Source organism: Endozoicomonas sp. ALD040 (genome assembly GCF_049275945.1).
Classification (GTDB): Bacteria; Pseudomonadota; Gammaproteobacteria; order Pseudomonadales; family Endozoicomonadaceae; genus Endozoicomonas_A.
Genome location: NZ_CP184829.1, coordinates 3,457,404 through 3,482,353, shown reverse-complemented (window position 1 = coordinate 3,482,353; position 24,950 = coordinate 3,457,404). Strand labels below are relative to the sequence as shown.

The window sequence follows — 24,950 nt, the reverse complement described above, 5'->3', positions numbered from 1 at the left end:
TGGCAATGGTTTTACACCACATACCCGTTGATCGCTTACGAACTGATCCTGACCACTAAAGACACAACAAACACGCTTATGTTCTTGATCTATCCTTCCTCTCTGTATTCAGGAATCCAAGGACAGAATTATTAAAGGCTCACTCTTTGCGGCACCGCTGTTGCTGCTAATTTCGATGTCTTTCGCCTGTCAGGACAAACACTGGACAGGACGCTTTACTGTCGAACCTGAACAAAATTCAGGTTTTCCAAACCAGGGCTTTTCTATGAAGCATAACCTGAACACATTGTCGGGCAAGCCGTATGTCACTACCGACATAAACGACTATTCAGGATCGGATTCGCCGCTCTATAGTTCACGACATATATCGTTTATTTATAAATTAAACAGAAGCATCATTGAGTCAATTTCCTGGCATTTGCTTTGCGCTACTCAGCTGCTGGTTGCTAACGAAGTGACCCTGATTGCCAGAGACGACCCACTAAGCTTAGCCCTTTATTCAAAGTTACCTGCCGAAATAATTGTCACAGTCGGCTGGCTTTTAAATAGCTATTGGAGGGCTGATTCACCGCTCTTTAACCGAATACAACAACCTGATCTGATCGCACAACAGGCGAGTCAGAACCACCTGCCTGCGATTACTGTTATGATGTTAAACTCCGGATATAAACCATCAAACTACCAGCCATCACAATCTTCCAGCCAGCGGCCCCCTCAAGCCACCAGCCAATCAGTAAGCTATTTCTCTCATACCTTACATTCTAACTCAGGCAAAGGTAACGGAGACCCTCAACAACACCGTCATACGCTGAGTTTAAATTGTTTCGTCGATCCTTGTCATGGCGTTTGTCAATTCCGATCACTATCCGATAACAGAGGGTCTGATGAAAGTTTGCAGAATTCCCTGGAGACAGGTCAGGCAGAAGCATCTACCAGACAGAGCTCATGCCCTGATGTACCCCATGAATCCTACTTAGGCTGTATCGGCTATCTTGATCCTGTAAACGACAAAGATTCCCGAAAAAACTCACCTGTAGAAACATCCTGTGATCTTTTTGACATTGAACATCCATACGACTCTGGAAATATGTTTGATATAAAGGCCTATGACATTGATAACGACCCAGCCAACTTCAACTTTATAGACCCAATGAGTGCCGAGGCTGGCTTTAAAGATGACACAGGCGGAACACTCAATGATGACGCATCAATGCTCAGGAATGATTACGCTCCCCGGGAATTAACTTCGACTTGTCAGTCAGCCCTGTTGGATCACAGAAGAAAATACCGAAGGCAAAAAGTCTGTGACATGGCCATAGTCGGAAATGATGGCCAAACCCTGTCGGATCAGAAAATAAAAAAAGACTACTCCAGACAAAAAATCTGTGGCTATACCGTGATCAGGGAGGATGGCCTGGAAGGGCCATGCGAAAAGATCTGCAATAATAGTAAAGCCCTGAGGAAGCACAAAAGAAAGCATCGTAAACGCAAGCTTGATGATCTAAGACAAGTCGATAGCTTCAGTCTTTGATCTGACACCCAAAACTCATAAGGGAAGCACAGATACATACTTATTTCTTGATCTATCCTTCCTCTCTGTAAACCAGAATGCAAGGATAGAATTATTCAACACTTACTCTTTACTGCACTGCTTTTGCTACCGTTGTCTTTGGTCTGTCAGGCCGAGCCATGGACAGTGCGTTTTACTGTCAAATTTGAGCAGAGCAAAGGCTCTCAAAAGCAAAACTTTTTTATAGAGAGTGATCGCCGTACTTTGTCGGGCATCCCGTCAGGCAGCACCGAAATAAACGTCCATGAAGGATCATATTTTTCGCCTGATTATAAACGACATAAACACATCGATTACGAAGTAAAAGCCACTATCATTGAATCGATTTCATGGCAATGGCTCTACGCTTCTAGTCTGCTGATTGCTTATAAACTGATCCTGACTATCAAAGACATGCCCTTAAATTCCAATCCTTATTCATGGTTACCTGTAGAAGTGATTGTCGGCTGGCTGTTAAAAAGCTACTGGAAACCCGATTTACTGCTGTTTAACCCGATTGACCAACAAGCAGCATCTATATTGAGACACGGGGGTCAGCCATTTGCGCCCATCACTACAATGTTTGGCTCCGGACATAAATCGTCACAACACCCGTCATCAGAATCATCCGTCCAACAAGCCCCACAAGCCAATAACATACCTACAGGCTATTCAACTCATCTTCTGTATTCTGACTCTGGCGACGGTAATGATGGCCCTGAACAAAACTCACACACTTTAGGTTTAAATTGTTTCGTCCATCCCTGTCATGGCGTTTGTCAATTCCAACCAGCATCCGATAACAGCTGGCCCGTTGAATGGATGCTTAATTCCGAAGAAAATTCGACAAACTACACAGAAGCAGCACCCGGACAAAGCTCACACCCTCATTTACTGGAAGGACACTGCTTAAATTGCATAAGTCAAAGCCAAACCTTTCAGTCTCAGGCTCATCAGCCTGATGATGAGCCAATGTCCCAGGTGGCACCAGCCACTACCGATGATGTGATTATAATCACCGGGTTACTCAATCTACGTAAAAGTAGTTCTCTCGAAGAAACCTCAACTTCCTCTGCACTCACTCATTTGCCCTCTCCATTGGAGACATCAGAAACACAACAAACAACAGAATCATCTCAATTGAGTCAGAGCCCACCTCGCTTTTCCAAGACAGGCACAGCACAGAGCACAGACCACACTCGGCAACGAAGCTGTGACGTGACCATAGACGAGAAGAATGGCCAACAGCAACCCAGCGGGAAAATCTTCAAGGGCACTCAAGCCTTGTCAGCTCACAAAAGGTTTAGCCATACAGGACAACATACCTGTGACTTAACTGTGGTCGGGGAGAATAACCAGCAGCGACCATGCGGGATTGTCTGCAAAAATGCTCAAGCCCTCACCGATCACAAAAGAAGATACCACACCGGGCAACAAACCTGTGGCGTAACCGTAGTCGGGCAGGATGGCCAGAAGCGCCCTTGTGGGGCAGTCTGTAAGAATGCTAAAGCCCTGTCGTCTCACAAAAGCGGCATCCACAGGGTGCAACAAATCTGTCGCACAACAGTGATCAGGAATGGCCAGCCGGAGCCATGCGGGGAGCTCTGCAGGACAGCTAAAGCTCTGGCAGGACACAAGCGCAGATACCACAGCGGGAAAAAAACCTGTGACTTTATAGTGTTAGGGGAGGATGGTCAGCAGCGGCCATGTAAAAAGGTTTACAAAAATGCTCAAACTCTGTTGTATCACAAAGGAAAAGAACACGGCAGGAAAAAAACCTGCGATATGATGGTGTTCACAGAGGATGGTCAGCAGCTGCCATGCAGAAAAGCCTTTGGCAATGCTAAAACGCTGTCGTATCACAAAAGAAAAGAACATACAGGACCACAAACCTGTGACGTGACTGTGGTTGGGGAAGCTGGCCAGCAACTGCCGTGCGGGAAGACCTGCAACAATTTTCAAGCCCTCTTGAATCACAAGAAAGCATGCCACACAGAAAAACTTATCTGTAACTTAACTGTGGCCGGGGAGAATGAGCAGCCGCAGCCATGCGGGAAGGTCTGCAAAAATGCTCAGGCCTTGGTGGATCACAAAAGAAGACACCACACCGGGCGGCAAACCTGTAACGAAACCGTCGTCGGTAAGAATCGCCAGCTACGGCCTTGCGGGCGAGTCTGCAAGAACGCCAGAACCCTGTCAGCTCACAAAACCAGGCTTCACAGACAGCAACGGACCTGTCACTTGACAGTGATTGGGGAGGATGGTAAGCAGCGACCATGCGGAAAGGTTTTCAAGGATGCTCAAGCGCTGTCGGATCACAAAAGAATGCATCGAAAACGCAAACCTGCTGACGGGAACCTGGACAATGAACTCAGTCATCAAGAAGGTAAAGTGAGTAAGTAACCATCTGACTCCAATCTTTTCGTGAAGTTTTGCCCTGTAAAGCCTTTAGTTTCTGACAGAAGTTTTTGAATAGAAAAACACGCGAATTGTCTTGATCTATCCTTCCTCTCTGTAAACCAGAACTCAAGGATAGAATTATTAAACACTTACTCATTACTTCGCTGCTTTTTCTGCCACTTACGTTTTCTGTCGTCTGTCAGGCAGAACCGTGGACAAGATATTATACTGTCGATCTTGAACAGGGTACAGGATCTCAAAAGCAAAACTTTTTTATACATCCTGAACCCAATATATCGTCGGGCACCCCGTCAGAAATCACCAAAACAAATGTCTATACAAGATCAGACTCACCGCCTGACGATAAACAACATAACGCCTGCAATTACGGGGTAAAAACAACCATTATTGAACCGATTTCATGGCAATGGTTCAACGCCGCGAATCTGGTAATTGCTTACGAACTGATCCTGACCATCAAAGACACGCCCTTAAATTCCAATCCTTACTCGTGGCTACCCGCAGAAGTGATTGTCGGCTGGCTTTTAAAAAGCTCTTGGAAACCTGATTTACAGCTGTATAACCCGATTGAACAGCAGGCGACATCCATGTTGAAACAGAGGAATCAACCATTTGCGACCATCACTACAATGTATGGCTCCGCACATAACCCTCCACAATACCCGTCATCAGAAGCAACTGGCCAGCAAGCCCCACAAGCTACTAACAACCCTACAGGCTATTTCACTCATCGTCTGTATTCTGACTCAGGCAACGGTAATGAAGATCCTGAACAAAACTCACACACTTTAGGTTTAAATTGTTTCACTCATCCCTGCCATGGCGTTTGTCGATTCCGACCAGCGTTCCATAGCAGTGAGCCCGCTGAATGCCCCCTGAATTCCGAAAAAAAATCGACAGACCACATAGAAGCAGCACCCGGACAAAGCTCACGCCCTCATTTTTCAAACAGTCACTGCTTGAGTTGCAAAAGTGATTTTGATTCTTTAAAGGCTACAGATTCGAGACAAATCCCGCCTGTCGATACATTGAATGATCTCTCTTCTAGTCAGTACCAACGGGCTTCCTGCCAACCCTTTCAGCCTGATGAAGCGGGAATGCCTGAGAATTTACCTGCCACCTCTGCTGACATGATTATAATCGACGGGTTACTCAATCTACGTAAGCAGCCTCCTCTCGAAGATGCCAGAAACTCACTGACCATCAACAATTCTTCCACTCCAATAGGGACTTCAGAAATACAACAAACAACAGGATCATCCCAACCAGGTCAGAACCTGCCTCTCTCCCGCACAGCCACGAAGCAGACCTCAGACCGCAGCGGGCAACAAACGTGTGGCTTAACCACCATTGGGCAGGATGGCCAACCGCAGCTTTGTGGTTCAGTCTGCAAGAATGCCAGAGCCCTGTCGTCTCACAAAAGTGGCATCCACAGGGTGCAACAAACCTGTCACTTAACAGTGCTCGGAGAGGATGGTCAGCAGCGATCATGCGGGAAGATCTGCACAAACGCCCAAGCCCTGTCAGCTCACAAAAGAAAAAGCCACACCGGAGAACAATTCTGTGACGTAACCATGGTCGGGCAGGATGGCCAGCTGCAGCCTTGCGGAGAAGTTTGCGAGAATGCTCAAGCCCTGTCATCTCACAAAAGCAACATCCACTGCGGACAAAAAACCTGTGACGTCATCGTGGACGGGCAGGATGGCCAGCCGCAACCTTGCGGAAAAGTTTGCAAGCATGCTAAAAACCTGTCGGATCACAAAAGGAAAGACCACAGCGGGCAACAAACCTGTGACGTTACCCTGGTCGGGCCGGATGGCCAACTGCGACCGTGCGGGGTAGTTTGCAAGAATGCTAAAAACCTGTCGTGTCACAAAAGTGGCATCCACAGGGTGCAACAAACCTGTCACTTCACAGAAGTCGGGGAGGATGGTCAGCAGCAGCCATGCGGGAAGGTCTGCAGAAATGCTCGAGCCCTGATGTATCACAAAAGAAAAGAACACACGGGGCAACATGCCTGTCACTTGACCGTGGTCGGGAAGGATGGCCAACAGCGACCATGCGGAAAGCTCTGTAAGACTGCTAAAGCGCTGTCGGATCACAAAAGAATACATCGAAAACGCAGACCTGCTAACAGGGACCCGGACAACGACCTCAGCAAGGCGGCAAAGTGAGTAAGTAACCGTCTGACTGCAACCCTTTCGTGAGGCTTGCCCTGTACAGCTATAGCCTCCTGGTTTCTGGCAGAAGTTTTTTAATAGAAAAACACGCTGATTTTCTTGATCTATCCTTCCTCTCTGTAAACCAGAACGCAAGGATAGAATTATTCAACACTCACTCTTTTCTGCACTGCTTTGCCTGCTAGTGCCATTGTCTGTCCTCTGTCAGGCAGAACCCTCGACAGGGCATCTAAAAATCGACCATGAGCAGGGTGCAGGATCTCAACAGAAAAACTTTGTCATGAAAAGTGGCCGCCGTAGGTTTTCGGAAAACCCGTCAGACATCAGCGAAACAAAGGCCTACTCAGGATCAGATTTTCCACCTGATGATAATCGACATAATCCCTGCGTTTACGGGGTAAAAATCACTACCATTGAGTCGTTTTCATGGCAATGGCTCTATGCCACGAATCTGGCGCTTGCTTACGAACTGATCCCTACCATCAAAGACAAGCCCTTAAGTTACAATCCTTATTTATGGTTACCTTTAAAAGTGATTGTTGGCTGGCTTCTAGGAAGCTATTGGACCCCTGATTCACCATTGTTTAAACTGATTGAACTACAGTCGGCATCTATGCTGAGGCAGGGGGATAAGCCGTTTGTGACCATCACTACAATGTTTGGCTCCGGACATAACCCTCCACAGTACCCGTCATCAGAACCATCCGGCCAACAAGCCCCAAAAGCCACGACCCATCCTTCAGGCTATTCCATCCATCCAGTGTACTCTGATTCTGGCAATGGTAACGAAGACCCTGAACAAGATTCACACACTTTAGGTTTAAATTGTTTCGTTCATCCCTGTCGTGGCTTTTGTCGATTGCGAACATCAACCGATAGCACAGAACCTAATGAATGGCCGCTGAATTCCAGAGAAAATTCGACAGACCCCACAAAAACAGCACCCGGGCAAAGCTCACACCCTCATTTGACGGATGGACACTGCTTGAGCTGCGTAAGTGGTTTTGCTTCATGGCAACCCTTTCAGCCTGAGACTCATCAACCTGATGACGCAGGAATGCCCGGAAATCTATCTGCCACTGCTGATGACTTGATCATAATCAACGGGTTACTCAATCTACGCAGGCACCGCCCCCCCGGAGAAACCATCACTTCTTTTACGATTAAGCATTTGCCCTCTCCAATGGCGACTTCAGAAACACAACAAACAAGAGGATCATCCCAACTGAGCCGAACTCGCCTTTCCCAAACAGGCACAAAACAAGCCAGAGATCACAGCAAGCAACGAACCTGTGACGTGACCATAGTCGGGGAGAATGGCCAACAGCGTCCGTGCGGGAAGGCTAGCATGAATGCTCATTCCCTGTCGTCTCACAAAAGCAGATACCACAGCGGGCAAAAAGCCTGTGACATGATGGTGATCGGGGAGGACGATCAGGATCGACCATGCGGGAAGATCTGTATGAACACTCAAGCCCTGATAGCACACAAAAGAAAAAGCCACAACGTACTAAGAACCTGTAACAAAATCGTCTTCGGGCAGGATGGCCAACAACGGCCATGCGGGACAATCTGTAACGAAGCTCAAGCCCTGGCGGATCACAAAAAAAGATACCACAGCAGACGACAAACCTGTGACTTAAACGTCGTCGGGCAGGATGGCCAGCTGAAGCCCTGCGGAGTAATCTGCAAGAATGCTGCAACCCTGTCGGCTCACAAAAGCACTATGCATATGGGGCAACGAGCCTGTCAACTCACAGTGGTCGGAGAGGATGGTCAGCAGCGACCATGCGGGAAAGTCTGTAAAAATGCTCGAGCTCTGAAGTATCACAGAAGAAAAGAACACACAGGGCAACAAACCTGTAGCATGACCGTGGTCGCAGAAAGTGGCCAGCAACAGCCATGCGGGAAGATCTGCAAGAGCGTTCAAGCTCTCTCAACTCACAAAAGAATAGTTCACACTGGACAACAAACCTGTGACCTGACCGTGGTCGGGAATAATGGCCAGCAGTGGCGATGCGGTACGGTTCTCAACAATGCTCAAGCACTCTGCGATCACAAACGAAGACACCACAGCGGGCAAAAAATCTGTGAAGTAACCTTGGTCGGGCAGGATGGCCAGCTTCGACCTTGCGGATCAGTCTGCAAGAATGCCAGAGCCCTGTCGTCTCACAAAAGCAGTATGCACAGGACACAAAAGACCTGTCACTTAACAGTGATCGAGGATGGACAGCCGCAGCTATGCGGGAAGCTCTTCAAGACTGCCAGAGCTCTTTCAGAACACAGAAGAAGATATCACGGCAGGCAACAAACCTGCGACAAAACCGTGGTCGGCGAGCATGGTCAGCAGCGGCCATGCGAAAAGCCCTGTAAGAATGCTGAAGATCTGGCGAAACACAAAAGAAGAAACCACACAGGGCAACAAACCTGCGACAAAACCGTGGTCGGCGAGCATGGTCAGCAGCAGCCATGCGGAAAGCTCTTTAAGAATTCTAAAGCTCTGGCGAATCACAAAAGAATACATCGAAAACGCAAACCTGCTGATGAGGATCTGCACGATGACCTCAGTCTCCAAGAAGGTAAAGTGAGTAAGTAACCATCTGACCCCAACCCTTTCATGAAGATTTGTCCAGTTCAGCCTCTAGTTTCTGACAGAAGGTTTTTGATAGAAAAACACGCTAGTTGTCTTGATCTATCCTTCCTCTCTGTAAACCAGAATGCAAGGATAGAATTATTAGACACTTACTCTTTACTGTACTGCTGTTTCTGCTGCTGCCATTGTCTGTGCCATCTCAGGCCGAACCTTGGACAGGTCGTTTTACTGTGGACCTTGAGCAGAGTACAGGGTTTAAAAAGCAAAACTTCTTTATAAAGAATGACCGTCGTACATTTTCGGGCAACCCGTCAGAAATTATCGAAAAAAACGGCTATGCAGGACAAGACTTTCTGCATAATCATAAACCCTGCAATTATGGGGTAAAAACACCCCTCATTGAGTCGATTTCATGGCAAAGACTCTACGCCACGAATCTGTTGATTGCTTACGAACTGATCCTGACCATCAAAGACACGCCCTTAAATTCCAATGATTATTCATGGTTACCTTTAGAAGTGATTGTCAGCTGGGTTTTAATAAACTACTGGAGCCCCGATTCACCCGTGTTTAAACCGATTGAACTACAATCGGCATCTCTTTTGACACAGGAGGATCAGCCATTTGCGATCATCACCACAATGTTCGGCTTCGGACATAACTCACCACAATACCCATCACCAGAATCAACAGGCCAACAAGCCCCACAAGCCACTAACAACCCCACGGGCTATTTCACTCATCTTCTGTGTTCTGACTCTGGCAATGGTAACGAAGACCCCAAACAAGACTCACACACTTTAGGTTTAAACTGTTTCGTCAACTCTTGTCACGGCGTTTGTCAATTACGACCAGCATCGGATAGCAGCGGGCCCTCTGAATCGACGCTGAATTCTGAAAAAAATTCGACAGACAACACAGAAGCATCAGCCGGTTGCATCAGTGATTTTGATTCTGTAACCGCTAGAGATTCTCAGCCCCGAACTCATCAGCCAGGCGATATGCAATTGCCCGGGAATGTGTCTGCCACCTCTGATGATTTGATTATAATCAGCGGGCTACTCAATCTGGGTAAGAGTCAAAGCCCACCTCATCTTTTCCGGACAGACAAAGTACAAAGCAAAAACAGCAGTGGGCAACGAATCTGTGACGTAACTGTCGTCGGCCAGGATGGTCAGCCTCAGCCCTGCGGGACAGTTTGCAAGAGTGCTAAAACCCTTTCGTCTCACAAAAGTGGCCTCCACAGAGGGCAACAAACCTGTCATTTAAAAGTGGTCGCGGAGGATGGTCAGCATCGGCCATGTTGGACGGTCTGGAAAAATGCTCGAGCCTTAGATTATCACAAGAGAAAAGAACACACAGGACAACAAACCTGCGACGTATCAGTGATCCGGCAGGATGGTCAGCAGAGGCCATGCGGGACGGTCTGCAACAATGCCCAAGCCCTGAACGATCACAAAAGAAGGCACCACAGCAGGCAACAAACCTGTGACGTAGCTGTCTTCGGCCAGGATGGCCAGCCGCAGCCCTGTGGGGCAGTTAGCAAGAGTGCTAAAGCCCTGACGGATCACAAAAGAAGACAACACGGCAGGCAACGAATCTGCAACATAACAGTAGTCGGGGCAAATGGTCAGCGGCGACCATGCGGGAAGGTCTTCAAAGATGCTTCAGCTCTGTCGCATCACAAAAGAAAAGAACACACAGGCCAACAAACCTGTAACTTAACCGTGGTCGGGTTGAATGGTCAGCCGCGGCTATGTGCAAAGCTCTGCAAGAACGCTAAAGCACTGTCAGATCACAAAAGAATACATCGTAAACACAAACCTGCTGATCGGGGCCTGGACGATGGCCTCGGTCATAAAGAAGGTAAAGTGAGTAAGTAACGACCCGTCTCCTGCCTTTCATCAGGTTTTACGTTTTGCAGCCTTTTATTTGTGACACTCCCCGCCTTGTCGAGGATGTCGTAAAAGCCAAAATTCAAATCCAGTAAAGCCCTTCCCTTAGCAAAGTATGATGCTTTGCTGGGTTTCTTTCCCGACTGACCCATTTTCTATTGGATAACCGGTAGTATTTCCCAGCTTATCGGCTCTAAAACTTTACCTTAAAGAGGCGATGCAATAAGAGATAAACTACTGAAGTCTGGCAACTCAGGCTGTAAGCATTACACCGTACATAGTTGGGATTTAAGTGGCAGGGATGGCCAGATAAATGCAGGATGCACAACAATCAACTGAAAGAAAATTCAGGCATGGTCTATCAGTAACACTCTTTGTCTGGTTCATGATTCTCTCGCTGGGACCTATTACGGTGATTGGTTTCAACGAATACCGCCAGGGTAAGCAAACAATAGTTCAGACTCGTTATGAGCAGTTGAGTACCGTCAACCAGTTATTGAGTCAGCAAATTAATGATTATTTTGACTCAGTAGTGACCAACCTGTTTATCAAGGCCGGGGTGGCCCGGGATTTTCTGTCGCACCTGATCAAAAGTCACAGCGATCTCAGGAAATCAACGGAAACGTTCATTAATTCTGACGGTTACAACCAGATTCTGGACCAGTACTCCAGTGAGTTTGTGGACTTTTTACGTTACTACGATTACTCCGACCTGATTTTGGGGGATACGGAAGGTAATATTCTCTTCACCGTGAATGCCTACGACGATCTGGGCAAGAACATTTTCAATGGAACTCTTGCCAACACCTCATTTGCAAAAGCTGCACGCGAGAGTCTTGAAGATTTGGTACCTAAGTACGCTGATGTGACTGCGTATCCACCCATTGGAGACCAGAAAGTCAGTTTTTTTATTTTGCCGCTGGTGGACGAGAGAGAGAAAGCCATTGGTTTTTTGGCGGTTCAGATTCTGGCTCACAACGTTCAGGACATTTTTGAGAGTGAAAACCAGTTTAGTGATGCTCTGAAATCTTATCTTATTGGTGAGGATGGCTACATTCGCTACGGTACAGACCTGGATTCAAGCCAGTCCATGATATTGAAAGCAGATAACATCCTGACGCAGGACTGGATAGCTCATATTGATGTCGAAGGTGTATTCCATGAAATCCATGACCATGACACGGAGGATGAAAGTCACGGTCTTGATAGCGATGCAGAGTTGAATGAGCTTTTTGGCGGAGAGCTTGATCTTCACTCGGAAGCCTCCGACAGTCATAAGGTCGATCAGCATTTTCATATCAAGAGCTACACCAATGTTTACGGCGAGAGGGTTCTGGGAACCTTTTATGCCATTGAGGTAGCCGGCACACCTATGGCACTTATCTCTGAAGTAAGCCAGAAGGATGCCTTCGACTCAGTTGTTCAGTTCAGAAACCGCCTGATCTATATCACAGCCATTACAGCCCTGATTGTTATTCTGATTGCACTGGTCATTACCCGAAGGTTGGTCAGACCTATCAGAGCCATCACGGCCTGGGTCAACCGGGTTGCGTCGGGAGATTATGCCCAGGGAGCTGTGCTCAGTGGCCACAATGAAATCAGTGACCTGAGTCGCAGCTTCTCTGAGATGACGGAGAAGTTGAGAAATGTCATCAGTGATAACGATCGCAAGAGCTGGCAACAGGAAGGTCAGGCAGGCTTGAATAACTGTATGAGGGGAGAGCAGGAGTTATCAGAGGTCTGTAAAAACATCGTTTCCTACCTTGCCCGTTATCTTGATATGCAGACGGGTGCCATGTATGTCATGGATGATGAGAAGCGGTTGCAGCTGATGGCATCCTACGCCTGGAAAAAACGCCAGCAAAGCAAAAACAGTTTTGAGATTGGGGAAGGTCTGGTGGGTCAGGCAGCTATGGAGAAACAGGCCATTGAACTGACCAGCATTCCCGAAAATTACATCAAAATTGAATCGGGGTTGGGCAGTACATCTCCAAAAGTGATTATTACCGTACCACTTGTCTATGAAGGAGAAGTTAAGGGTGTTCTGGAGTTTGCCCTTATAAGGGAGCTGACGGATGAGCAGAGAGGCTTTCTGGAAGATGCCCTTGAGAGTGTCGCTATTGGCATCAATTCTGCCCAGTATCGAACTCGTGTCAATCAGCTGCTCGAAAAGACCACACGGCAATCGGAAGCCATGAAAGAGCAACAAGAAGAGTTGCGTTCTGTGAATGATGAGCTGGAAAGCCGTGCCAGAGTGCTGGAAGAATCTCAGGAAGAACTGAAAGCCCAAAGTGAGGAAATGCAGAAGTCTAACGCTGAGCTGGAGGAGAAAACCGAGCTGCTTCAACAACAGAAAGCCGAGATTGAACGCAAAAACCTGGATATTGAGCTTTCAAGAAAAACCCTGGAAGACAAGGCAAAAGAGCTGGAACAGGCCAGTAAATACAAGTCTGAGTTCCTGGCCAATATGTCCCATGAATTACGCACGCCTCTCAACTCACTGCTCCTTCTGGCGCAGATGCTCGCAGATAATGACGAAGGTAACCTGAATGAAGACCAGATTGAATCCGCGCAGGTGATTTACAGCGGTGGTAAGGAACTTCTGGATCTGATCAACGACATTCTCGATTTATCCAAGGTTGAAGCCGGTAAGATGAGTATCAACCTTGAGGATATGGATATCGAAGAGTTGTGCTCCAGTATGCGGACTCTGTTCAAACCTCTGGCTGATAACAAGGGGCTGGATTTTGCTGTGGATATTGATCCGGGCACGACCAGGGTGATTCTCTCCGATAGCCAGAGAGTTATGCAGGTTCTCAAAAACTTCCTGTCAAATGCCTTCAAGTTTACGGAGCAGGGTGGTGTCTATATTCGGGTCTTTAATTCAATCCGCAAGACAGACCATGGCAATGAAACCTATGTCGGTTTTGCGGTCAGGGATACCGGGATAGGGATCCCGAAAGAAAAGCAGGACGCCGTGTTTGAAGCATTCCAGCAAGCGGATGGCTCCACCAGCAGAAAGTACGGCGGAACCGGGTTGGGCTTGGCTATCTCACGTGAGCTGTCTTCTATGTTGGGTGGTTATATCGGCATAGAGAGCGTTGAAGGAGAAGGGACAACGTTTACTGTGTATCTGCCTGATAATGCCGTCTGCTCACTTGATGGCGGAGAAGTGATGGCTGACAGTCATTCATCCGCTACCAGTGACGGTTATCAAAAAATAGCCTCTGCTGCTGAAAAAAAAGCCAAAGCTCAACCCGCTCCTGAAGCTGAAAAAATTGCGACCAAAAAGAAGACGTCAGAGGCTGGCAAGAATATTTTGATCATTGAAGATGACCAGCACTTTTCGGATATCGTCAAACAGCTTTCCGGCAGCCATGGTTATCAATGTCTGGTGGAGGCCAGTGGTAAAGAAGGGATTCAGACAGCGATCGAAGAACAGCCTATGGCTATTATCCTTGATCTGGGCCTGCCAGATATGGATGGTGAAGAGGTGCTCAGGCAGTTGCAGAAGAATGAAGCGACAAAAAATATACCGGTGCATATCGTGTCGGGTCGTGATCCTGATGAGTCAGAGCGACAGGGCGCGGTTGGGTACCTCGTCAAGCCGGTGTCTATAGATGATCTGGAAATGGTTTTCAGCACGCTTGAAACGGTTCTGTCAGAAGATATCCAACATGCCCTGCTATTGGACAGTGATGCAGAGAGTCGATCGCACCTGGCGAAAATGCTGACAGAAAAGGGGATGAACATCGCCGGGGTCTCATCCGCTGAAGAAGCCGAAAAGTCGATGGCAGAGAATCAGTGGCAGTGTCTGGTGATGGATGTTGATTTACCCGACAGCAGTGGTCTGGAGTTTTTACAGAAACTGCAGGAAAAGATGGGCGACAATATGCCATCAATCGTCATTCATACCGATAAGAAGTTGTCGACTGAAGACCAGAAAGAGCTGCAGAAATATACCCGTGCTCTGGTTATGAAAGGAGATTACGCTTCTGAGAGGGTGATGGATGAGGTCAGTCTGTTCATCCATTCGGTTGAAAAGTCGGCTCCCGCTGAATTCAAGCCAGCAGCAGAGACCCTGAGTAACAAATCGCTGGAAGGTCATAAAATCCTGCTGGTGGATGATGATCTTCGTAATACCTTTGCATTGTCGAAGGGCTTGCAGGGGCTGGGGCTGGAAGTGGTCATTGCTGACAATGGACAAAATGCCCTCGATAAGCTTGATGAAGAAGACGGTATTGAGCTGGTGCTGATGGACATCATGATGCCGGTGATGGATGGCTATGAAGCCATGACCAAAATGCGTGAAATTGAACGGTTTAAGAGCATGCCAGTCATTGCATTGACAGCCAAAGCCATGTCCGATGACAAGGCGAAGTGCATAGAAGCAGGAGCCAATGATTATATGACCAAGCCAGTGAATATCGACAAACTGACTGAAATGATGAAAGTCTGGTTATTTAAATGACAGAACCCGTGGATTCGGATCAGGATTTTGAACTGAAACTACTGCTAAGGGCTGTTCAGGAAAAGTATGGTTATCAGTTTGGCAGCTATGCCAGGGCATCCTTAATGCGCCGTGTCAGAAGGCACATGAAAATGTCGGGTGTTCAGCACATCAGTGACTTGATTCCATTGTTTCTTCATGATGAATCTGCTTTCGCCGCTTTTGTTAAAGATATGTCAGTGGTCGTGACAGAGATGTTCCGGAACCCTGATTTCTTCAAGTCTCTGAGGGAAAACATAGTCCCGATTCTGAAAACCTACCCGTTTATCAAAGTCTGGCATGCAGGTTGCGCCAGTGGGCAGGAAGCATACTCCATGGCTATTCTCCTCGATGAAGAGGGTCTGCTGGATCGCAGTCAGATCTATGCCACAGACTTTAACGATCAGGCATTGCGTCATGCCAAAACCGGTATCTATCCCGAAAAAGAGATGGCCCTCTACGAAGAGAACTACCAAAAAGCAGGGGGCAAGAAAGAGTTATCAGATTACTGTCACAGAGGGTATGACTCTGTGAAGTTCAATGGACGACTGACCGAGCATATTACCTTTGCTAATCATAATCTGGTCACAGATGGTGTATTCGGAGAAATGAACCTGATTCTCTGTCGAAATGTACTCATTTATTTCAATCAGGAGCTTCAGGATCGGGTACTGCAACTGCTGTTTGACAGCCTGTGTTCCAGAGGCGTGCTCTGTGTTGGCAAGCGGGAAAATATTCTCTTCAGTACCATCAGTAATCAGCTGGAAGTAACGGATCGGGACCAGCGTATCTACAGGAAGAGTCTCTGATGAACGACGGGGTTGTGGTGATCGGAGTCTCTGCCGGAGGGCTTGCGGCACTGGAATTCCTGCTCCAGAAGCTGGGAAGTCATTTTGCTTGCCCCGTTGTTATTGCCAAACACCTGGCATCAGGTGATGAAGAGGGTTTATTAAACGTTCTGGACAAAACATCACCACTGGCGGTCAGTATTGCTTATGACAAGCAGAAGATGACCGACAACCATGTTTATCTGGCTCCCGGTGGTTACCACTTGCAGATTGAGGACAGGGAAACCCTGAGTTTGAGCATGGATGAACCCGTCTGTCATTCGATACCGTCGGTGGATGTTCTCTTTCAATCCGCTGCCGATGTTTTTGCCACACAGGTGGTGGGTGTCGTCTTAACCGGCGCCAATAGAGATGGTGCAGAGGGTATCAGGGCAGTTAAACAGGCCGGTGGAATAACCATTGCCCAGAATCCGGAAACAGCCGATATGCCAGTCATGCCCAATTCAGCTATTGCAACCGGTTGTGTAGACCATGTGCTGGACTTGAGTGATATTGCTATCTGTTTAAAAGCCGAGAATTTTAAACCTGGGACTTGACTGAGTCAGGAGGGCTGTCATGGATGACAAGCCAAGAGTTAAAATTCTGGTCGTGGATGATCGTCCCGAGAATCTGCTGGCCATGAACAAGCTTCTCAAGCCGTTGGGGGCCGAGATCCATAAAGTGGACTCTGGTGAAGCGGCTTTGTCAGAAGTTCTTCATCATCATTTTGCGGTGATCCTTCTGGATGTGCAGATGCCGGGCATGGATGGTTTTGAGACGGCAACTTTGCTTCACAGCAATAAGCAGACAGCCAGTATTCCTATCATTTTTGTGACCGCCCTTAACAAGGATCAGGCCTATATCAATAAAGGTTATCAGGCGGGTGCGGTTGATTATCTGCCAAAACCAATCAATCCGGATATCCTGTTGGGCAAGGTTAAGGTGTTTCTGCAATTGGAAGAACAGCGAATTGAACTTGAGCAGGTCTCCAGGAAACTTCGCTGGATCAGTCGCAAGAACAAGCTGCTGTTGGATAATGCCGGTGAAGGAATTGCCGGTCTTGATCCCGATGGCAGGATCTCCTTCATTAATCCAACCGCCTGCGCCATGCTTGAGGGAACAGAAGAAAATCTGCTGGGAAAACACATCAGTCAGTTTATCTACGACACTCAAGGAGAAGAGGCTCTGGAAAAGTGGCAAGAGTCAGAGATTCGTGAGAATACCATGGTCGGTGGAGGCGTCTTTCAAACATCCGAGAGACAACTCTGGACGCTTTCCGGAAACAGCTTCGCCGCAGAATACAATATGGCGGCTATTGTTAATGACAGACAGAAAGTGCAGGGTTGCGTTCTATTATTTCAGGACATTACCGAGCGTAAAAAGCTGGAAAATCAGTTGTTGCTGATGGCGAAATACGACAGTTTGACAGGGCTGGCCAACAGGACACTGTTCAGAGAATTTTTGGGTACTTCACTGGCCAGGAGTCAGAGGCGTAATAAGAGCACCGCTGTCATGTATCTTGATCTGGATCACTTCAAGGAAATCAACGATACCCTCGGACACGATGCTGGAGATCTTTTGCTGAAAAGTGTTTCACAAAGGTTGCAGGAGTGCGTCCGTGAAGGTGATCTGGTGGCCAGATTAGGTGGGGATGAATTTGCCATTATTCTGGATGATGTGGCGGAGGCTTCGGATGCCAAACTGATTGCAGAGAAAATTCTCACCTCAATCCGGGAGCCCCATGATCTTGATGGCGAAGCCAGACACGTAGGCACCAGCATCGGAATTGCAACGTCTGAAGATACCGGCTCCGACGCCGAAGCTTTGCTTAAGGCTGCCGATCAGGCCATGTACGTGGCCAAGAAAAGCGGGCGGGATGATTATCGGCTGGCGTCTGAGCTGGACAGTGAAGAGAGGGAACGGGCAGAACAGGGCAACTAAACGACACCTGAACAGACCCGGGTGGCTCTATAGATCTAAGGCCTGGGGTCATCGACCTTTTCCAAATCAACAGGCTTGTGTCGTTTTTAATCAAGCGGCACAGCTGATTCTTTATAGTCATCTGTATCGCTGATATCTGACGGGTTGCCTGACAGCAACAGCAGTATCGCAAAGAGAGAGTGTTTAATAATTCCACCCTTGCATTCTAGCAGCCTGTCGGACTTAAGACTGTCCTACTCGGCAACTGCTCCTGCGTTTCTCTAGCTCCTGCATCCATGCAGTCGTGCGGTTGCAATAAATTGGTCTAAAAATCCCTGTTTCTTCGTCAAATAGCTCGCTATTCTCCTCAGAAACAGAGATTTTTATCCTCAATTTCTTGCAATCCTCGCTACGGACACTTAAGTCCGAAAGGCTGCTAGGAGCCTGACCGAGAATAGACTGCCCTACTGCGGCGGCAGCAAATTGGTCTGAAAATCCGCTTTTGTTCGTCAAATAGCTCGCTATTCTCCTCACAAAACCGAATTTTCATCCTCAATTTTCTGCCGTCCTCGCTACGGGCGCTATTCTCGGTCAGGCTCCTAGTGTTAAAACCAAAGGTTGCACCGGACAAAACCTCATCAAGAACGGGTGTCAGTTCAGGGAGAGTCATTGTTATTATCCGCATCGTCATGCGTACGTTTTCGGTGCTCTCTTTGGTGATCAAACAGCGTTTGGTCACTCTTGCAGATCTTCCCGCATGGTTGAGACCGGCCATTACTAACCACGATCACGTTACAGGTTTTATGTCCGATGTGGGATCTGCTTTTGTGAGACAACAATGATTCGGCACTCTTGAAGACTTTTCCGCATGGCCGTGGCCGACCACCCTCTTCGACCACGTTTACGTCACAGGTTTGTTCCCCGGTGTGGTATCTGTTTTTGTGAAGCGACAGGGCCTTGGCACTATGACAGACCTCACCGCATGACCGCGTCTGACAATCCTCCCCGACCACTATCAGGTTACAAATTGAAAGACCTTTGACGCTTATATGTTGTGTTGCGCCTGTCCGGGTAACATTGGGTTGATTGTGATTCGAGTGGAGTGATTCAGTGGTTGTTTGTTGTGTCTCTGAATGGGCAGGGGTTAAGAAAAACTCGTCTTGTTCGTGAGGATTCTGATGGTCAATTATCCTGTCAAAGACCGTAAAATCATTGGTGGAAGGCAAATTCCAGGGCGCCGGTACATCAGGATTGGGGTTCCCGTTATAGGCTGCCTCTGCAATCACTGAGCCTGAGGCGACCCCGTCTGAGGCGACCCCGTCTGAGGCGACCCCGTCTAAGGCGACCCCGTCTAAGGCGACCCCGCCAAAAGAGAGGGAATCAATGTAAGGCTCCTGAAACGGCTGCTCAGAAGTATCTTGAAGTTGAACGTCAGACAGGTCACTCAATACAGTGTTGCCTGTCGATCGTTCTGGTGAACCCATTGTCCATTCAGCTGGCATCCTGATATCGGATGATGGTCGCAAGCGGCAAATGCCGTTACAGACCAAACAATTTAATCCCAGTGTATGTTGGTTTTGCTGATAACCTCCGTTGCCATCGTCATCACCAGAGCCAGAAGGCGGTGGGCCAAGGGAAGAGCCTATATTGTATTGGCTTGTCCCTGAAGCTCTGTGACCGGATGATCCCGATGAATAGCGTTGTTGTTGGCCTTGTTCAGGAACAGGAACAACCATCATAATAATGCTCGAAAACGGCCTATCCTGACTCGTCTCCTGTTGTTTAGTCGGATTGAACAGCAGCGAATCAGGGTTCCAATAGCTTTTCAAAAGCCAACCAACAACGACCACCATTTCTGCAGGAAGCCATGAATAGGAGGTAGCGCTTATAGGGGCTACTTTGGTGGTCAGGGTCAGTTCGTAAGCAACCAGCAGGTTAGTGACGTAAGGCAACTGCCATGAGATCGACTCAACAAGGGTCGTTGCTAACCTGTAGCTGAGCGATAAATGTCGTTTATTGCTAGTCAGAAGGAATGGCCCTCTATGGTCATTTGTGTCGACAGTCTCTGGCAGATTGCCGGGCAATGCACTCGGGTCATGCTTTATAGAGAAGCTCAGGTTTGGAGAACCTTTTTCCTGCTCAAGCGCGACAACAAAAGAATTTGTCCATGTCTCGGCCTGACAGATGAGAGACAAAAACGGTAGCAGCAACAGAGCTGCTAAAAGGAGTGAGTATTTAATAAATCTGTCCCTGCGTTGTTGTCTTCAGGGAGAAAGGATAGATCAAAAAATTAAGTGTGTTTGTCTGATAAAAGCCTTTTGTTAATAGTCAAAGTTCGCACTGAGGAGACCTTTGTGCGCCGAAGTGGCCGTCCATCCACTCCGATCAAGGTCTTGCCAGAGTCAGAATAAAAAGGGGCAGTGAAAAAGCCTGTTTTTTATTCAATTTGCATTTTTTTAGAGCTAAGTTTATCGTTCTTGTTCATATCAACAGGCTTGCGTTTTCGATGTGTTTTTTTGTGATCTGACAGAGATGCAGCACTCTTGCAGATCATCCAGCATGGTTGCAGCTGGCCATCTTCTCCGGTCACGGATATGTTGCAAGTTTGTTGCCCTGAGTGCTCTCTTCTTTTGTGCTCAGTCAGGTGCTGAGTACTCTTGCAAAACTTTCCGCATGGTCGCTTTTGGCCATCCTTGCCGACTGCGATTATGTTACAAATTTGTCGCCCTGAGTGCTCTCTTCTTTTGTGATCTCCCAGAGTTCTCGAGCTCGTGCAGACATTCCCGCATAGCTGCGGCAGGCCATCCTCTCCGACCAGAGTTACGTCACATATTTGTTGCCCGCTGTGGTTTCTTCTTTTGTGATCAGACAATGCTTTGGCACTCTTGCAGACCATTCCACATGGCCTTGGCTGGCCATCATCCCCGACCATGGTGAAGTCGCAAATCTTTTGTCCGCTGTGGGCGCATCTTTTATGATCCGTGAGGGCTTTCTGGTTGTTGCAGATCGTTCTGCATGGTCTTGGCAGGCCATCCTCCCCGACCAGGGGCATCTCGCAGATTATTTGCCTGGTATGTTCTCTTCTTTTGTGTTCTTTCAGGGCATGAGAACTTTTCCAGACCGAGCCGCATGGCCGCTTATAGCTACCGTCTCCGATCACAGTTATGTCACAGACTTGCTGCCCGGAGTGGTATATGATTTTGTGTGATGATATGGATTGAGCATTCTTGCAGACTGTTTCGCATGCTCGAAGCTGGCCATTCTCACCGACCATTATTACGTTACAGGTTTTTTGCCCGCTGTGGACTCTGCTTTTATGAGACGACAGAGATTGAGTGTTCTTGCAGACTTTTCCGCAAGGTCGCGTCTGGCCATCCTTGCCAGCCACTGTCAAGTCACAGGTTTTTTGTCCGCTATGGATGCCTCTTTTGTGTTTCGACAAGGCCTGAGCACTCTTGCAGACCATCCCGCATGGTTTCGGCTGGCCATCTTTCCCGAACACAGTTTCGACGCAGCTTAATTGCCCGTCAGGTCCAGTTGTACAGGCTGCTACTACATTCAATGGGTTTGTGGCGATCCAGTTTGAGGCGACCTCGTCTAAGGCGACCCCGTCTAAGGCGACCCCGTCAACAGAATTACGGATATTGACTGAGTTGCTATCAATTTTATGTTCAGTTTGTCGTTCAAGTAACGGGCCAGCATGGCACTGGACTTGAATGTCAGGCGGATCTGTTTCGAAAGGCAGATTATGGTCGGAACCTGCAGCGTTTACAGGATCAGAATAGTCTACACAACTAAAACAGTATCCATCAGTCAAATGGGGGCACGAGCCTGGTTTTAATTTTGCTTCTGTGTGCCCTGTCGAATTTTCTACGAAATTGTGTGGACATTCTTTGGGTCCTCTGTTGCCGGATGACTGTCGTAATTTACACGCGCCATAACAGGGATAGACGAAACAATTTAAACCCAATGTATGTAAGTGTTGTTGAGGTCTTCTGCTGCCGCTGCCATAGTCGGTATTCAGTGGGCTGGTGTAAGAGCCTGCGAACTGGTTAGTTGTCTTTGGGGATTTCTGTCCGGATGATTTTGATGGCTGGCATTCCGGTTGGTTATGTCCAGAGCCAAACATCATATTGGTGGCCGTAAAGGACTGATCCTGAAGCAGCTCTTGCTTTTCATTCGGGTTAAACGGCGTTAAACCAGGTGTCCAGCAGCTTTTTAAAAGCCAACCGACAGCGCTAACCACTTCTACAGGTATCCATGAATAGGTAGAGCTTAGAGGAGCGTCTTTGATGGTCAGGATCAGTTCATAACCAACCAGCAGGTTAGTAACATAAAGCCATTGCCACGTAATCGACCCAATAAGGGTTGTTCTTACGGCGAAGCCGCTAAGTCTGTGTGGTTTCTCATAAGTTAGTGAATCGGATTCTGTGTTGGCCATATCAGATGGTTTGCAGGGCAGAGTGCGCCGGTCAGGTTTTACTGAAAAGCTCTGCTTTGGAGAACCTGTATTCTTATCAAGCTCGACAACAAAACGTCTTGTCGACGGTTCGGCCTTGCAGATGAAAGACAAAGACAGAAGTAGCGACAGCGGTACAGCAAAGATAAAGAGTTTAATCACTCTGCCCTTGCATTCAAATTCAATCATCGTCCCGATTCCACATCAACAGGCTTGCGTTTTCGATGTACCCTTTTGTGATCCGTCAGGGCTCTGGCACTGATACAGGCGCTTCCGCACGGCTGTGGCTGGCCATTCTTCCCGGCCATGGTCAAGTCACAGGTTGGTTTCGCGCTTTCGTCTGTGGTCTGTATTGCATCTGCCAGGGAAAGATGAGGCAGGTACTGATCCCATTGGGGTGGCCCTCCTTGAGTAAAGCATTGACTATAACCAAATCATCAGCACTGATTGGCAAATCCCCGGCTGTTGGCACATTATGATGGAGTTGTCGGCCTGTCTGCTGAATTAAGAGGCCATTCAGCGGACTCGCTGCTGTTGAATGATGATCGGAACCTGCAAATCCCATTACAGGGATAAACGAAACAGTTTAAACCCAAAGTATGCAGTTGTTGCTGAGGGCCACCGTCACTGCCGCCAGAGTCAATATAAAAGGGGTTGCTGAAAGAGCCAGTGGATTGGGGGGGGCCTGTTAAAAGCCAGCCAACAGTGTTAATCACTTCTACAGATAGCCATGAATAAGGAGTGGTGCCCGGAGGTGTATATTTAGCAAAATCGTCATAAACCCTCGCCCAATCGAGGGTGTCGCAAAACCCCGCAAAAGCCGGTAATCTTAGATAAAGCAGTTTTACCGGCTACCTCATGACAACAAGACGCCAAATTAAGATTAATAACGACCCTCAGCTGGATATTTTCTCAACAGCAGCTCGCAACTCTGATCAAAGCTCTTTCAAGGAGTCTTGCAACTCAGATGACCAAGCTCAAACAAGACGTTTTATTGCTCCAGACGTAAACTCCATTACCCTGGCAATACAAGCTTAAAAGAGCATCTTGAGTTAACCGACCAGAAAGCACCATTCACTGTCGCTAGTCTTCTTGATGAACAGGATTGAAAATGGATCAGTCGGGAAAGAAACCCAGTAAAGCATTATACTTTGCTAAGGGAAGGGCTTTACTGGATTTGAATTTTGGCTTTTACGACATCCTCTAAAAGTACGGGGCTTTCCGCTCATTCAGGTAAATCATAGAGAGGATTTAGTCAGCAAGCGATCACCTCGACACGGTGTCATTGCCTCTGACCTGTTTAATACTCTGGCAGCCATTCAGGTTTTTCTGGGCAAAACAGCTGAAGCAGAAAAAACCATTCGACAAGGCTTTGATTTTGAACCTGACAGCACCATTTACAGCCTTCAGGATGCCCGGCACGATCTCGGAATAACTGATGAGCGTGTGCTTCAGGACTTCCCTCCCAAGTCACCCTGAAGCTTCTTGTCCAATCAATAAATTGTCTTGACCAGCCAGACCATGATGCTGGCCAGGCTGTAAAAAGAGCAGGTTAACAAAGCAACTTCCTGAAGGGACAGCCGATCATTCGAAACTTCCATAATGCTTACCTCGTACTTCATAATCGCTATTCAACATTACACTTCTCAGTGTAGCGATCAGAATCGGCGCCCAAATGGCCAGCAAAACTTCAGAAGCCTGATGCTAACAGGTGTCCAGTCTGTTTCGATCCTGTTAGTCTCCATAAGCAGGAATAGATGAACGGTCTTTTGATAGTCCAGACAAACTGACTGGCTGTTTTTCGCCAGAAAAGTGTCAGGCTCCCAGATAAGCCTTCTGGACAGCGTCGTCCGCCAACAGTTCATCACTGTCACCCTGCAGCACGATACGACCGTTTTCCAGAACATAACCCCGGTCTGCCAGTCTCAGAGCCTGATTAGCATTCTGCTCCACCAGAAAAACCGTAACGCCTTTTTCCCGGAGGCGTTCAATAATTTCAAAAATTTGCTGGATAACAATCGGAGCCAGCCCCAGGCTGGGCTCATCCAGTAACAGCAAATCCGGGCTGCTCATCAAGGCTCTGGCGATCGCCAGCATCTGCTGCTCTCCTCCGGACATGGTGCCACCTCTCTGGTACAGCCTCTCCTTCAGACGAGGGAAAAGCTCCAGTACAAATTCATAGTTTTTTCGAAAAGGCTCGCCATCCACAAAAAAACCGCCCATAGTCAGATTTTCTTCGACGGTCAGTCTGGAAAAAATTCTCCGCCCTTCTGGCACAACTGCAATGCCTGAGCGCATGATTTCGGAGGTAGGACGACCCACTAACTCTTTCCCTTTGTAGAGTATGGAGCCAGATTCGGCCCTGGGCTCACCACAAATGGTCATCAGCAATGAAGACTTGCCAGCACCATTGGCGCCTATCAGAGTGACAATCTCACCTGCCGAGATATCTACACTGACGGCATCCAGAGCCTGGATCTTTCCATAGAAGGTTGACACATTTCGAATGCTGAGAAGTGGTTCAGGTGCTGACATACTGCTACTGCCCTTTATTTATTCTGATTGTTATCTATTCTGACTGTCTTGATGAGTCATCGAAGATCGGAAATACGTCCGC

At 47.8% G+C, this 24,950-nt stretch carries 13 protein-coding genes; 9 read left to right on the top strand and 4 right to left on the bottom strand.

The window, feature by feature from the left end; genetic code table 11:
- Positions 1-175 precede the first annotated feature (175 nt).
- The 9 genes from ACOJUN_RS12920 (at position 176) to ACOJUN_RS12880 (ending at position 17,895) form a co-directional block, all read left to right on the top strand.
- Positions 176-1,531 carry a hypothetical protein gene (locus ACOJUN_RS12920; RefSeq protein ID WP_422137002.1) on the top strand — a complete coding sequence of 452 codons (1,356 nt, stop codon included), beginning with the start codon at positions 176-178 and terminating at the stop codon, positions 1,529-1,531.
- A gap of 132 nt (positions 1,532-1,663) precedes the next feature.
- Positions 1,664-3,952, top strand: coding sequence for a hypothetical protein (locus ACOJUN_RS12915; RefSeq protein ID WP_422137001.1), 2,289 nt, complete (start codon positions 1,664-1,666; stop codon positions 3,950-3,952).
- A gap of 605 nt (positions 3,953-4,557) precedes the next feature.
- A complete protein-coding gene (locus ACOJUN_RS12910; RefSeq protein WP_422137000.1) occupies positions 4,558-6,144 on the top strand; it encodes a hypothetical protein in 1,587 nt (528 codons plus the stop codon).
- Between the two features lie 286 nt (positions 6,145-6,430).
- Positions 6,431-8,746: a hypothetical protein gene (locus ACOJUN_RS12905; RefSeq protein ID WP_422136999.1), complete on the top strand. Its 2,316-nt coding sequence runs from the start codon at positions 6,431-6,433 to the stop codon at positions 8,744-8,746.
- Positions 8,747-8,973: 227 nt separating this feature from the next.
- The gene (locus ACOJUN_RS12900) at positions 8,974-10,626 is read left to right on the top strand and encodes a hypothetical protein (RefSeq protein WP_422136998.1); all 1,653 of its coding nucleotides are present in this window, start codon (positions 8,974-8,976) and stop codon (positions 10,624-10,626) included.
- A gap of 325 nt (positions 10,627-10,951) precedes the next feature.
- Positions 10,952-15,109, top strand: a complete 4,158-nt coding sequence (locus tag ACOJUN_RS12895) for a response regulator (protein WP_422136997.1) — start codon at positions 10,952-10,954, stop codon at positions 15,107-15,109.
- Entirely contained in the window at positions 15,106-15,936 is an 831-nt protein-coding gene (locus ACOJUN_RS12890; RefSeq protein WP_422136996.1) for a CheR family methyltransferase, read from the top strand. The genes ACOJUN_RS12895 and ACOJUN_RS12890 overlap by 4 nt, the downstream gene beginning before the upstream one ends.
- A complete protein-coding gene (locus ACOJUN_RS12885; protein ID WP_422136995.1) occupies positions 15,936-16,511 on the top strand; it encodes a chemotaxis protein CheB in 576 nt (191 codons plus the stop codon). The genes ACOJUN_RS12890 and ACOJUN_RS12885 overlap by 1 nt, the downstream gene beginning before the upstream one ends.
- Before the next feature lie 19 nt (positions 16,512-16,530).
- Entirely contained in the window at positions 16,531-17,895 is a 1,365-nt protein-coding gene (locus ACOJUN_RS12880; RefSeq protein ID WP_422136994.1) for a diguanylate cyclase domain-containing protein, read from the top strand.
- Positions 17,896-18,530: 635 nt separating this feature from the next.
- Here the strand turns inward: ACOJUN_RS12880 and ACOJUN_RS12875 are convergent.
- The 4 genes from ACOJUN_RS12875 to ACOJUN_RS12860 form a co-directional block, all read right to left on the bottom strand.
- Positions 18,531-20,084 carry a hypothetical protein gene (locus tag ACOJUN_RS12875; RefSeq protein ID WP_422136993.1) on the bottom strand — a complete coding sequence of 518 codons (1,554 nt, stop codon included), beginning with the start codon at positions 20,082-20,084 and terminating at the stop codon, positions 18,531-18,533.
- A 227-nt stretch (positions 20,085-20,311) separates the two neighbouring features.
- Positions 20,312-22,522, bottom strand: a complete 2,211-nt coding sequence (locus ACOJUN_RS12870; RefSeq protein ID WP_422136992.1) for a hypothetical protein — start codon at positions 22,520-22,522, stop codon at positions 20,312-20,314.
- Complete coding sequence (locus ACOJUN_RS12865) at positions 22,519-22,641, bottom strand: hypothetical protein (RefSeq protein ID WP_422136991.1); 123 nt, start codon at positions 22,639-22,641, stop codon at positions 22,519-22,521. The genes ACOJUN_RS12870 and ACOJUN_RS12865 overlap by 4 nt, the downstream gene beginning before the upstream one ends.
- Before the next feature lie 1,507 nt (positions 22,642-24,148).
- Positions 24,149-24,868, bottom strand: coding sequence for an ABC transporter ATP-binding protein (locus ACOJUN_RS12860; protein ID WP_422136990.1), 720 nt, complete (start codon positions 24,866-24,868; stop codon positions 24,149-24,151).
- Between the last annotated feature and the right edge of the window lie 82 nt (positions 24,869-24,950).